Here is a 13,237-nt window from a genome sequence, read left to right as displayed (position 1 = left end):
TCACACGCGGCGCTCCTCCCAGCGCGGTGCCAGCAGGTTGTCGATGCCGCGCGCGCGCAGGAAATCCTGCGTCAGCGCCATGAACATCTCCTGCTCGATCTCACGCTGCACCTCCCGACCAACCGCCGCTTCCGCATCGCGGTCATTCGACAGGTTCAGCGCCGCGAGTTCGGCCTGCACCCTGGCTTGATAGGGCTCGCCCATCGCCGCCAGATAACGATCGTTGGCGGCCGCGACGCGTTCCGGATCAAGCCGCGTCATCAGCGTTTTCCACGGCGCCCATTCGGTCGCCAGATAGGTCGGGAAGTCAGCATTTTCCTGCGCCCTGAGGTCTGCTTCGGCACGATCAAGATCGTCCGGCGTCACATACGACACAGCAAAATAGCGCATATCATCGGCCGCCAGCGGCAGTTGCAGCCGCTGCCGCAGGTGCACCTGATAGGCCAGATAGACTTCGATTTCGTCGACCGCGCCAAGAGACGCGGCTTTATCGCGCGCAATCTGCTCAAGGCGTTCCAGCAGGAACATGCCGCGCGCGACCTCCAGCAATTCGGGAAGCCGGGCATCGTAAGCGCCGGCATCCACATCGGCCAGCAAGCGCGCCCGGCGCATGTTGTTGAAGGTCAGCGACACGCGATCCTCGCAACTCGTGGTGGCCTCATGCGCGAGGGCGAAGGTATGGGCACGCAGCGCCGGGTTTGCCGCCAGATGTTCCAGCCACTCGCGCACATGGGCGCGGAAGGCCGGGTTTTGGAAGTTGACCGTGCCGGCCAGCTTATCCAGGAAGCGGGTGAAGTCTTCGGCGCTCTGGTCACCCTGCTCGCGCGCCGTGTCGACCGTGGTCGCCAATGCATGACCGGGTGTTGCGCCGCCAGCCGCGTACCACGGTGCGGCGACCTCGGCAAAAGGGCGCGGGGACTGCCGCAACGCGTCACGCCGTTGCATCGTGTCGCGCAATCCACCCATCGAGAAAAATAGCCGCGGACCGGACCAATCCCGGTTTTGGGCAATCGCCTGCAGCGCCTGTCCGGCTTCTTCATTCAGGGGATTATTGTCCATTTGCACACTGGCGCCGGACGGCACGATGGTGTCCAGATCCGGCGGAATGGTGGTCAACGCATTTTCAGCAAGCGACATGCTGTACAGAGACGGTGGCAAGCCGCGCGGCCAGGTCGTCAGCGCATTATGTGTAAGGTTCAATCTCTCCAGTCTGGCCGGCCAATGTTGCGGCAGCGTCGTCACATCGTTATGGGTTGCAGTCAACTCCCGCAGCGACGCCGGAAGCGGTCCAATCCGGGTCAGAAAATTGCGCGATACATTGAGGTACTGCAGCGAATCGGGCAACCGGTGCGGCAGCGCACGCAATCGACTGTTGCTCACCTGCAGTGACTGCAGCTGGGGCGGCAAGTCATCAGGCAATGCTGCCACCAACGACCCAGTCAGATTCAGCAACCGCAGGCCTGACGGCAGCGGCTCGTGCAACGCCGTCACCGGATTGCCTTCAGCCCACAACGATTCCAGCGCAGCTGGCAGCCGCGCCGGCAACCGGGCAATCCGATTGCGACTGATGTGCAGCTCGCGAAGCTGATTGGGCAGGGTTTCCGGCAAGCGGGCAAGCTGGTTGTCGAAGACATTCAGCCTGCGCAGGGCGGCAGGAAACCGCTCGGGCAACTCCGTCAACTGATTGTGGCTAAACGACATGACATTCAGGCTATCCGGCAGGTTATCGGGCAAGGCTGTCAATTGATTCCGGTTGGCGCGCAGGGTGACCAGAGCGGCTGGCCACTGCGTCGGCAAACGGGTGAACTGGTTGTTGCTGAGATTTAGCACATTGAGGCGTTCGGGCAACGCCGGCAGTTCGCTCAGAGCGTTGCTGCTGACCTCAAGCCAGCGGAGTTGGCGCGGCAGTTGCGCCGGAAGGTGGGTCAAGCGATTTCGTCCGATCCGCAGCGTGTCGATGGTCTCCGGCAAGTCATTCGGCAATGCGGAGAGGCGGTTGTCGCTCAGATCGAGCACTTGCAGCCCACGCGGCAGCGGGGGTGCAATGGCGGTCAAACGGTTGCCGCCAAGGTTCAGCCAGCGCAGGTTTTCCGGCAGCCGTTCCGGCAATCCGGTCAAATCCAGTCCGCTCAGCGCCAACTCGGCGTCGGGGTCGCCGTGGTCGTGCCGGGCAACCAGGCGACGCACCGCTTCGTCACGTGGTTCGCCCCGCGCCGTTTCGTCGGCAGCCCAGGCGCGCCAGTTGGCGATCAATGCATCGCGTGCAAGCGGCGACGGTTGCACGGCAGGCTCGGCCTCGGCGCGCACTTCGGGCAACATCGGTTCAAGTACCTCCGGGGCCTCGACATCGTCGCGCAGCTGTCGCGCCGGTTGGTCGAGTACAGCAACAGCCGCTGCGCCGGGAAGCTCGACGCGTGGCTGCTGTAATTGCTGCTGCCGGGCGCGCGCTGCGGCGTCGGGGCGCAGGCAGCAGCACCAGTCAACCAGGCGTTGACGATGGGCAGGCTGCTGGACGGGCTCCCCAGGCCGCGTAACGCGATCGTCTGGCCGGTCCTGCGGCAAGGGCTGGGTTTGTCGGGCGGCGGGCGGGCGACCCAGAGAAGATTGATGTGAGCGCATGGGGACAAGTAAGGTTGTTCTGGAGTTAAGGTTGTTCTGGAGTTCTTGGGTAAGCGCTGCGCCAAGTCTGTTCGGCAGCGCGGTCCAGATTGTTGGCGCAGTGCGCGCCAACCCAGTGACTCAAACGTTGCGCGCCTCCCAGCGCGGCGCCAGCAGGTTGTCGATGCCGCGCGCGCGCAGGAAATCCTGCGTCAGCGCCATGAACATCTCAGCGACGGTAACGTGTTCGTCAGCACCACCGATCAGCGGGGTGCGTTCAACAGCCATATTGGCTGGTGGGCGTGGCGGCGACTGCGGACTATGCGGAGCGGACTGGCGCGTGGGCGAAGCGGTGTTTGATCTCATTGCATCAGACAGGTTATTCAGGAACTCTTGAGTAACCGCTGCAGTGGATCAGTTCGCCGGTCCGATCAAAAAAATCGCCAGTGCATCCCCGGTCAATAGCCGCCCGGTTTCGGCGCTGGCAAGGCGCCGGTGTCCGGCAGCACCGGCGGCGAGGCCGGTGCCGCACCGCTGCCCGCATCGGGGCTCACTGTATCGCTGCGACTGCCGAACGCGGGGGCGCTGTTCGTGCTGCCATTGCCGCCTGGCGGTTTCGCCATGCTGCCGGCGCCGGATTCCATCGCGCCTCTTTTCGGATCAGTTTTGTGAGCGGATTTTTTGCTCGACGATTTCGTCGATGCACCGCCCGGCTGGGTCTGCGACAATTCCTGCGCGCGCCGTTCGACTGCGGCCGCCTTGGCCGGATCGTTACTCTCGGTGATCCCGGCGGCGCCGGACTGGGCCAGCGCCGCACTGCTGCATACGGCCATTGAAATGACGAGGGCTAGATGGATTTTTTTCATGCAATTCTCCGTTGTCTGAAAAGAAAAACGCTTCAGAACTGGGACGAAGAAAGCGGTGGACGGTTTCAAAGTCGATCGACAAATGACCGCAAACGCGATCCAGATCAAACATGATTCGATAAAACGGTTGGCCTTGACGCATCGCAGATCCGGATGACAAGCCGGTGTTACGCGTCCGGCTTTTTGGTCACCAGCTGCTTTTCAAACGCCGCGTCGGCCTTGGTCATGCGGCGCGGAATCTGCGGCCCGAACGCATTGACGAAAGCGACGAAGTCATCCAGCGGCAGCCAGTCCGACACCCGCGAAGCCGGATCGGCGACGGGCCCCAAGACCAGCCCAAACAGCCCGGCGGCGGTGCGCACCAGCGTGTAATCGGGATTGCCGCTGCGCGCCTTGAGACGTTCGACAGCAGCGGTAGCGCGGGTTGATCTCACGATGTTCTCCAAGATGGAAGCGGACGAGGTCGCCATTCTGGCACAACCACGCCGATCGAATCCGATGCGAAAATTGGACCAAAGAAAAATTGGGGTCAGAGTTGAATTAATTAATTCGACTCTGACCCCAATTGTTAATTGACTCTGACCCCACTTTTGCTTTTTAGTCTTGCGGCACCCGCACCCAGCCTTCCATCAGCACGCGGGCGCTGCGGCTCATGATGGCTTTGGCGACGTGCCAGACGCCATCTGTCTGGCTGGCTTCTGCGCCGACGCGCAGGGTGCCGGACGGATGGCCAAAACGCACCGCGTTGCGCGCGCCGCCGCCGGCGGCCAGATTGACCAGCGTGCCCGGAATCGCGGCGGCGGTGCCGATGGCTACCGCTGCCGTGCCCATCATGGCGTGATGCAGCTTGCCCATCGACATGGCCCGCACCAGCAGGTCGATGTCGGCCGCTGCGACCCGCTTGCCACTGGACGATACATAGTCGGCCGGCTTGGCGACGAAGGCGACCTTGGGCGTGTGCTGGCGCTTGGCAGCTTCATCGAGATGCTGGATCAGGCCCATGCGCAACGCCCCATGGGCGCGAATCGTTTCGAACATCGCCAGTGCTTTCGGATCGCCGTTGATCGCGTCCTGCAGCTCGGTACCGTTGTAGCCGAGCGCCTCGGCGTTGACGAAGATGGTCGGAATACCGGCATTGATCATGGTCACCGTGAGCGTGCCGACACCGGGGACGTCAAGCGCATCGACCAGATTCCCGGTCGGGAACATGGCGCCGCCGGCGCCCTCTTCATCCGCCGCCGGGTCGATGAATTCCAGCTGGATTTCGGCCGCCGGAAAGGTCACGCCGTCGAGTTCGAAGTCACCGGTTTCCTGCACCATGCCGCCCTTCATCGGGACGTGCGCGATGATGGTCTTGCCGATGTTGGCTTGCCAGATGCGCACCGTGGCGATGCCGTCGAGCGGAACGCGCGCGGCATCGACCAGGCCGTTGTCGATCGCGAACGGACCGACCGCCGCCGAGAGATTGCCGCAGTTGCCGCTCCAGTCGACAAACGCCTTGTCGATCGCGACCTGGCCGAACAGGTAATCGACGTCGTGATCCGGCTGCGTGCTTTTCGACAGCAGCACCGTCTTGCTGGTGCTGGAGGTGGCGCCGCCCATGCCGTCGATCTGCTTGCCATACGGATCGGGACTGCCGATCACGCGCAGCAGCAAGGCGTCGCGCGCGGCGCCCAGCGTCTGCGCCGCCAGCGGCAAATCGTCGACCCGGAAGAACACGCCCTTGCTGGTGCCGCCCCGCAAATAGGTGGCGGCAATCCGGAGTTGCGCAAGATGGCTCATGGTCAGGCCGCCTTTGCTGATTCCAGGAAGTCCTGGGCGAAGCGCTGCAGCACGCCACCGGCTTCATAGATCGCGACTTCTTCGGCCGTATCAAGACGGCAGATCACCGGTACCTCGACCCGTTCGCCGTTCTTGCGAACGATCACCAGTGTCAGCGTGGCGCGTGGCGTGCGCGCGCCCAGCACGTCGAAGGTTTCGCTGCCGTCGATGGCCAGCGTGAGGCGGTTGACGCCCTTCATGAATTCCAGCGGCAGCACGCCCATGCCGACCAGATTGGTCCGGTGGATGCGTTCGAAGCCTTCCGCCGCAATCGCTTCGACACCGGCCAGCCGCACGCCCTTGGCAGCCCAGTCACGCGACGAGCCCTGGCCGTAATCCGCACCGGCGATGATGATCAGCGGCTGCTTGCGTTCCATGTAGGTCTGGATCGCTTCCCACATGCGCGCGACCTTGCCTTCCGGTTCGATGCGCGCCAGCGAGCCTTCCTTGACCTTGCCGTTTTCCAGCACCATTTCGTTTTTCAGGCGCGGGTTGGCGAAGGTGGCGCGTTGCGCCGTCAGGTGATCGCCGCGATGGGTGGCGTAGGAATTAAAGTCTTCCTGCGGCAGGCCCATTTTGGCGAGATACTCGCCGGCGGCGCTTTCCGGCAGGATCGCATTCGACGGCGACAAATGATCGGTGGTGATGTTGTCGCCCAATACCGCCAGCGGCCGCATGCCGGCCAGCGTGCGCACGCCAGCCAGCGCGCCTTCCCAATACGGCGGACGGCGGATGTAGGTGCTCTCGGCGCGCCAATCGTATTGCGCGCTGACCTTCTCGCCGGTGTCGGCGGCAATCGCAAACATCGGCTCGTACACCTTACGGTACTGCTCCGGCTTCACGCTGGCGGCGAGGATGGCGTCGATCTCGGCGTCGTCCGGCCAGATGTCTTTCAACGTCACCGGTTTGCCATCGCGATCGAGGCCGAGCGCATCGCGTTCGATATCGACGCGGATGGTGCCGGCAATGGCGTAGGCCACCACCAGCGGCGGCGAAGCCAGGTAGGCTTCCTTGGCGCGCGGATGAATGCGGCCTTCGAAATTGCGGTTGCCGGACAATACCGCGGTGGTGTACAGATTGCGCTCCAGCACTTCCTTTTCGATGACCGGGTCCAGCGCACCGCTCATGCCGTTGCAGGAGGTGCAGGCGAACGCGACGACGCCGAAGCCGAGCGTCTCCAGCTCCGGCAGCAGCTTGGCTTCTTCCAGATACAGCTCCACGGTTTTCGAACCCGGCGCGAGTGAGCTTTTCACCCACGGCTTGCGCGTCAGGCCGCGCGCGTTGGCGTTGCGCGCGATCAGTCCGGCGGCGATCATGTTGCGCGGATTGCTGGTGTTGGTGCAGCTGGTGATGGCGGCGATGATCACGGCGCCGTCGGGCATCGCGCCATCGGCGGTCTCGATGTGCTTCGACAGGCCGCGTTCGGCCAGCGTCGAGGTCGGGATCTTCTGATGCGGATTGGCCGGACCGGCGATGGTGCGCACCACGGTGGACAGATCAAAGCGCAGCACGCGTTCGTAGACCACGTTCTTGAGCGTGTCGGCCCACAAGCCGCTGGCCCTGGCGTAGGTCTCGACCAGCTTGATTTGCGCATCGTCGCGACCGGTCAGGCGCAGGTAATCGATGGTGCGCTGGTCGATATAGAACAGCGCCGCCGTGGCGCCGAATTCCGGCGTCATGTTCGAGATCGTGGCACGGTCGCCCAGCGTCAACTGCGCCACGCCTTCGCCAAAGAATTCGACGTAGCCGGACACGACTTTCTGCGCGCGCAGGAATTCGGTCAGCGCCAGCACGATGTCGGTGGCGGTGATGCCGGGCGCGGCCTTGCCGCCGAGCTCGACACCGATGATGTCGGGCAGGCGCAGATACACCGCGCGGCCCAGCATCACGTTTTCGGCTTCGAGACCGCCGACGCCGATGCCGACCACGCCGAGCGCGTTGATCATCGGCGTATGGCTGTCGGTGCCGACCAGCGAATCCGGGAAGGCCACGCCCTGCTCGACCTGCACCACCGGCGACATCCGTTCGATATTGATCTGATGCAGAATCCCGTTACCTTGCGGGATCACGTCGACGTTCTTGAAGGCCTTCTTCGACCACTGGATGAAGTCGAAGCGGTCGACGTTGCGGCGCTCTTCGATGACGCGATTCTTGGCAAACGCATCCGGATCGAAGCCGGCAAATTCGACTGCCAGCGAGTGATCCACCACCAGTTGCGACGGCACCACCGGGTTGATCTGCGCCGGATCGCCGCCCTGCGCGGCAATCGCATCGCGAAGCCCGGCCAGATCGACCAGCGCGGTCTGGCCGAGGATGTCCTGCAGGATCACGCGCGCAGGGAACCACGGAAAATCCAGCTCCTGTTTGCGGTCGATCAGCTGCGTCAGCGAGGCGACCAGCGCAGCCGGCGGGCAGCGCCGCACCAGATTTTCGGCCAGCACGCGCGACGTGAAAGGCAATGTGTCGAAAGCGCCGGGACGGATCGCATCGATCGCGGCGCGCGCGTCGAAGTAATCCAGCGTGGCGCCGGGAAGTGGCTTGCGGTTTGCAGTGTTCATGATGGTGGCCAGTGGGTGATTATTTGCGTTCCGAAATCGGTACGAACTTCAGATCCTCGGGACCGACATAGTTCGCGCTCGGGCGAATGATCTTGTTGTCGACGCGTTGCTCGATGATGTGCGCGGCCCAGCCGGAGGTGCGGGCAATCACGAACAGCGGCGTAAACATCGCGGTTGGCACATCCATCATGTGATACGAGACCGCCGAGAACCAGTCCAGGTTCGGGAACATCTTCTTGGCGTCCCACATCACCGATTCCAGCCGTTCGGCGATATCGAACATCTTGGTCGAGCCGGCTTCCTTCGACAGCGCGCGCGCGACTTCCTTGATCACCTTGTTGCGCGGATCGGAGACCGTGTAGACCGGATGACCGAAACCGATCACCACTTCCTTGTTCTCGACGCGACGGCGGATGTCGGCTTCGGCTTCGTCCGGATTGTCGTAACGCTTCTGGATTTCGAACGCGACTTCATTGGCGCCACCGTGCTTCGGTCCGCGCAACGCACCGATGCCTCCGGTGATGGCCGAGAACATGTCCGAGCCGGTGCCGGCCACCACGCGGGCGGCAAATGTCGAGGCATTGAATTCATGCTCGGCGTACAGGATCAGCGAGGTATGCATGGCTTGTTCCCACGCCTTGGAGGGCCGCACGCCATGCAGCAGATGCAGGAAGTGCGCGCCGATCGAGTCATCGTCGGTTTGCGTTTCAATCCGTTTGCCGTTGGTGCTGAAGTGATACCAGTACAGCAGCATCGAACCCAGCGACGCCATCAGGCGATCGGCGATGTCGCGCGCGCCAGGCATATTGTGATCGTCTTTTTCGGGCAGCACGCAACCCATCGCCGAGACCCCGGTGCGCAGCACATCCATCTGGTTCGAGGCGGCCGGCAAGGCTTCCAGCACGGTCTTGACGCTGGCCGGCAAGCCGCGCAGCCCTTTCAGCTTGGTCTTGTAGGCGTGCAGCTCGGCATTGGTCGGCAACTTGCCATGCACCAGCAGATGCGCGATTTCCTCGAATTCGCAGGTGTCGGCGATATCGAGAATGTCGTAGCCACGATAGTGTAAATCGTTGCCGGTCTTGCCGACGGTGCACAGCGCTGTATTACCGGCCGTGACGCCGGACAGGGCGACGGATTTTTTTGGCTTGAAGCCTGCGATTGGTTCGGTCATGCGAGTCTCCTGAGAGGGAATTATTTGGCGATTTATTCGGCGAATTATTTGGCTTTGCCGGCGGCGAACAGCGCGTCCAGCTTGTCTTCATACGCGTAGTAGTCAATCCGTTCGTACAGCTCCTTGCGGGTCTGCATCGTGTCCAGCACGGCCTTCTGGGTGCCGTCGCGGCGGATCGCGCCGTACACATTTTCTGCCGCCTTGTTCATCGCGCGAAACGCTGACAACGGATACAGCACCAGGCCGACGCCGGCGTCGCGCAATTCTTCCAGCGTGTACAGCGGGGTCTCGCCGAATTCGGTGATGTTGGCCAGCACCGGCACCTTGACGGTGTCGGCAAAGGTGCGATACATCGGCAACTGCGTGATGGCTTCGGCAAAGATCATGTCGGCGCCGGCTTCGACATACGCCAGCGAACGCTCCAGCGCCGCGTCGAGTCCTTCACCGGCCAGCGCATCGGTGCGCGCCATGATCACGAACTCGGGATCGGTGCGGGCATCGACGGCGGCCTTGATGCGATCGACCATTTCTTCCTTGCTGACGATTTCCTTGTTGGGCCGATGACCGCAGCGCTTGGCGCCGATCTGGTCTTCGATGTGCATCGCCGCCGCGCCGAACTTGATCATGTGACGCACGGTGCGGGCGATGTTGAAGGCCGACGAGCCAAAGCCGGTATCGACGTCGACCAGCAGCGGCAAATCACAGACATCGGTGATGCGGCGCACGTCGGTCAGCACGTCATCCAGATTGGTGATGCCCAGATCGGGAATCCCGAGCGACCCGGCGGCGACACCGCCGCCGGACAAATAGATCGCCTTGAAGCCGGCACGCTTGGCCAGCAGCGCATGATTGGCATTGATGGCGCCGACGACTTGCAGCGGCGATTCGTCCTGCATCGCCTTGCGGAAGGCGGCACCTGCGGAATGGAGGGTCATGAGATCACTTTCGAGTGTGTTTCATCGGGCTTGCTTGATATCGGTATTGCAATCGCCGTGCCACACCGCCGCCGGTGGCGGGATCAGCATGGAATCAATTACTTGCGCATGCATCGACGTGGACAAGGATGTTTCAAACCACGTTACAATCGAAACACTGCAACAGGGAGATGAAACATGCAACGTCCGATCCGCAACGACACGGCCGACCCCAACGACAAGCCGGTGATCTGGACCGTCTCGATCTCGCGCCTGTTCGATCTGTTTCGCGACATCATGCTGGAATACGCCGATGTCGCCACCATCGAGCCGATTCATCTCGGCTTTGAAGATGCCGTGCGGCACATCCGCGAACGGCTCGCCAACGAACGTTGCGACGCGGTCATTGCGGCCGGCTCGAACGCGGCGTATCTGAAAGGCCGCCTGGCGGTACCGGTCGTGATCGCCAAGGCCAGCGGCTTCGATGTGATGCAGGCGCTGGCGCGGGCCCGTCGCATCACCCCGCACATCGGCCTGATCAGCTACCAGCAAACCATGCCGGAACTATCCGAATTCCAGTCCACCTTCGGGCTCGAGATCATGCAGCGCAGCTATGCCACCGAAGAGGATGCGCGGGCCCAGATCAGCGAACTCAAGGCGGCCGGCATCAAGGCGATTGTCGGCGCCGGGCTGGTCACCGACCTGGCCGAAGAAGCCGGGCTGGCCGGGGTGTTCGTGTACTCGGCCGGCTCGATCCGGCAGGCCTTCGACGACGCGCTGGAAATCGCCCGCTTCACCCGCCTCGAAGCGGTCCGGCATCGCCCTGCGGCCGCCGTCGACACGCTGCGCGCGCGCCACAGCGTGACCGATCTGCGCGGCGAATCCGCCGCCATGCAGCGGGTGCGCGAAGCCATCGTGCTGTTTGCGCGTTCCCCGGCGACGGTGCTGATCCAGGGTGAAACCGGCAGCGGCAAGGAACTGGCGGCGCAGGCGATCCATCGCGCCAGCGCGCGGGCCCGGCAGCCGTTCGTAGCATTGAATTGCGGCGCGGTGGCCGAATCATTGCTGGAATCGGAGTTGTTCGGCCATGAAGAAGGGGCCTTCACCGGCTCCCGGCGCGGCGGTCACGCAGGGTTGTTCGAAGCGGCCCAGCGCGGCACGCTGTTCCTCGATGAAATCGGCGAGATGGCGTTACCGCTGCAGACCCGCCTGTTGCGCGTGCTGGAAGAGCGTGAAGTGGTGCGCGTAGGCGGCACGCGGCCGATTCCGGTCGATGTGCGCATTGTCAGCGCGACCCACTGCGACCTCGACACGCGCATGCGTGACGGCCGCTTCCGGCCCGATCTGTTCTACCGCCTCGGCGTGCTGCGCCTGACCTTGCCGCCGTTGCGCGAGCGCCCCGAGGATCAGGTCACGCTGGCGCTGTGGTGCCTGAAAAATGCGCTGGCAGCGGTGGGCGTGCGTCCGCATCCGAATCTGCAGGCCGAGGTCGCTGCCTGCGGCGCCTTGCTGGCCGGCTATCGCTGGCCCGGCAATGTGCGCGAACTGCGCAACATGATGGAACGCATCGCGTTGTTTCTGGCGGCCGAGCCGCTGCAGGCGTTGTCGCCGGCGCTGTTGCTGGCGGTCGCGCCGGAGTTGCGGCAGGCCGGCGCTCCAGTGCAACCGGCGCGGCCGGCAGCGGCCGAATCACTTTCCGACGTGCTGGCGCGCTTCGGCGGCAATCGGGCGGCGGCGGCGGAACATCTGGGCATCAGTCGCACTACGTTGTGGCGCAAATTGCGCACCGGTTAATCGGCGAACGGCTCGTCCGGCAATGGTTGCGGCACACCGTGGTTCGGCAGGAGCAGCGCGAAATGCTCACCCTGGATCAACGCAACCGGGACGTCGCGCAGGCGCGCGTGCAACGCGTCGGCGCGTTGCTCAGGCGACTCGGCGGACTCCGTGTCGGGCACGACGTCGCCAGCTTGCGCACAGAAATACACGAGGTTGGCGTCCTCGCCGATTTCGCCGGTCGCATCACGCGGCAGCTCCAGCACCGCCCCGGCGGCGCCGAGTTGCCGGGGAATGCACAGCAGCTCGTGGGCGGAGGCACGCCCCTCGCCGTACACAAGATCGACCGCATCCGCATCCGACAGGCCGCCCTTGACTAGCAGCGCACAACTCAGTTCCTGCAGCAAATCCTCGCCCTCCTCGGCCGACAAGCCGGGCAGCTGCAGCCGACTGTTATCGGGCATGAAGGCATAACCATCCTCGCGTGTGAAGAGCGCACGGCAGCCGTCGCGCTGTTGTACGACGGCGCAGACCTCGGCAAGGTGCGCGGCCTGCGGCAGGTAATCGTCACCCAGTTGCGCGACGATGGCGCGCTCCAGTGCCGCGGGTTGCATTTGCAGCAGCACCATCGGCCACGCCGCGCGCCAGGCGCAATTCTCACCCTCGCCGGACAGGCCTTTTTGTGCATGCGACAGTTCCAGCCGTTGTTGCAGGCGGGTTGCCGACAGCGTTCCCGCGTCGAGTTCGTGGATGTCGTTGATTGCCGTCGGCGCGTCGCAATCGCGCGGTGCGGCAGCGGCGTCGAGCAGATCCGGCGCGGCACTCCCGCCTGGCTCCCGTTGCTGCGCTTCCTCGAGCGCGCGCAGTTCGTCGTCGATCTTTCGCTCCAGTGAGCGCAAATGCATTTGAACGATCCCGGCCACCGAATCCGGGGCGCGACGCTCGGCACGCGATGCCGGCGCGCAGAACTGTGCATGCAGGCTGGCGTGCTCCTCCAGCATCTCTCCGAGCGACAGCCGTTCGGCACTGCGGGCGCTGAGCGCCTCGCGCAGGTCCGCCTCGATGCTGCCAGCGTGATGGCGAAGCGGGCCTTGGTGCTGGGCACGGGGCGCTTGCGCGACCACCGACTGCGCGACCGTGACGCTGCGCGACGGATTGGGACCCGGGGTCGAGCTGGACCAGATGTTGACGGTTCGGTTGATGTTGGTGATATCCCACATACGCAGTGCGAAATGTTCTCGGGTAGGACTGATCGACAGCGCCGCAATCGACGCCAGTTTGCCCCGATGAGTGTCGTTCAGCGCCTGTCCGTTCCGTTGCGTGCGCGCTGCCAGAGGGGTCCGTTCGGACTATCGCGCCGATTTTGTTTCACACACCGATTGAAATTCAACAGGTATATTTATCGCAACAGATGGTTTTTTATTAAGAGTCACCCGGCCGCCGACAACGACCCATGTCGGTGGGCCGGCGATGAACTTCACACGTGACTGTACAACCTCTGTTCAAGCCAGCACCGCCATGCGACAGACGCCACAG

General features: G+C 63.6%; 10 protein-coding genes. 1 reads left to right on the top strand and 9 read right to left on the bottom strand.

The genetic code is table 11. The features are described from left to right. The 8 genes from RCH09_RS08880 to prpB all read right to left on the bottom strand — a co-directional run bounded on the left by RCH09_RS08880 (nucleotide 1) and on the right by prpB (nucleotide 9,949). Nucleotides 1-2,619, bottom strand: coding sequence for an NEL-type E3 ubiquitin ligase domain-containing protein (locus RCH09_RS08880; protein ID WP_326940713.1), 2,619 nt, complete (start codon nucleotides 2,617-2,619; stop codon nucleotides 1-3). 120 nt (nucleotides 2,620-2,739) lie between these two features. After that, nucleotides 2,740-2,886, bottom strand: coding sequence for a hypothetical protein (locus tag RCH09_RS08875; protein WP_326940712.1), 147 nt, complete (start codon nucleotides 2,884-2,886; stop codon nucleotides 2,740-2,742). Between the two features lie 170 nt (nucleotides 2,887-3,056). Beyond that, complete coding sequence (locus RCH09_RS08870; protein ID WP_326940711.1) at nucleotides 3,057-3,572, bottom strand: hypothetical protein; 516 nt, start codon at nucleotides 3,570-3,572, stop codon at nucleotides 3,057-3,059. 59 nt (nucleotides 3,573-3,631) lie between these two features. Then, nucleotides 3,632-3,898, bottom strand: coding sequence for a hypothetical protein (locus tag RCH09_RS08865; RefSeq protein ID WP_326940710.1), 267 nt, complete (start codon nucleotides 3,896-3,898; stop codon nucleotides 3,632-3,634). Nucleotides 3,899-4,061: 163 nt separating this feature from the next. Beyond that, the gene (gene prpF, locus RCH09_RS08860) at nucleotides 4,062-5,246 is read right to left on the bottom strand and encodes a 2-methylaconitate cis-trans isomerase PrpF (RefSeq protein ID WP_326940709.1); all 1,185 of its coding nucleotides are present in this window, start codon (nucleotides 5,244-5,246) and stop codon (nucleotides 4,062-4,064) included. Between the two features lie 2 nt (nucleotides 5,247-5,248). Continuing rightward, nucleotides 5,249-7,843, bottom strand: a complete 2,595-nt coding sequence (gene acnD, locus RCH09_RS08855; RefSeq protein ID WP_326940708.1) for a Fe/S-dependent 2-methylisocitrate dehydratase AcnD — start codon at nucleotides 7,841-7,843, stop codon at nucleotides 5,249-5,251. Nucleotides 7,844-7,862: 19 nt separating this feature from the next. Beyond that, nucleotides 7,863-9,014 carry a bifunctional 2-methylcitrate synthase/citrate synthase gene (gene prpC, locus RCH09_RS08850; RefSeq protein ID WP_326940707.1) on the bottom strand — a complete coding sequence of 384 codons (1,152 nt, stop codon included), beginning with the start codon at nucleotides 9,012-9,014 and terminating at the stop codon, nucleotides 7,863-7,865. 44 nt (nucleotides 9,015-9,058) lie between these two features. After that, nucleotides 9,059-9,949: a methylisocitrate lyase gene (gene prpB, locus RCH09_RS08845; RefSeq protein WP_326940706.1), complete on the bottom strand. Its 891-nt coding sequence runs from the start codon at nucleotides 9,947-9,949 to the stop codon at nucleotides 9,059-9,061. A gap of 177 nt (nucleotides 9,950-10,126) precedes the next feature. Here prpB and prpR point away from each other — a divergent pair, with 177 nt between their 5' ends. Beyond that, nucleotides 10,127-11,722, top strand: a complete 1,596-nt coding sequence (gene prpR, locus RCH09_RS08840) for a propionate catabolism operon regulatory protein PrpR (protein WP_326940705.1) — start codon at nucleotides 10,127-10,129, stop codon at nucleotides 11,720-11,722. On the opposite strand, the gene RCH09_RS08835 is transcribed toward prpR, so the two are convergent. Further along, entirely contained in the window at nucleotides 11,719-12,921 is a 1,203-nt protein-coding gene (locus tag RCH09_RS08835) for a hypothetical protein (RefSeq protein ID WP_326940704.1), read from the bottom strand. The genes prpR and RCH09_RS08835 overlap by 4 nt on opposite strands. Nucleotides 12,922-13,237 lie beyond the last annotated feature (316 nt).

The sequence above is a fragment of the Actimicrobium sp. GrIS 1.19 genome (genome assembly GCF_035984655.1).
In the GTDB taxonomy this organism is placed as follows: Bacteria; Pseudomonadota; Gammaproteobacteria; order Burkholderiales; family Burkholderiaceae_D; genus Actimicrobium.
This window is presented reverse-complemented; position numbering and strand designations above follow the sequence as displayed.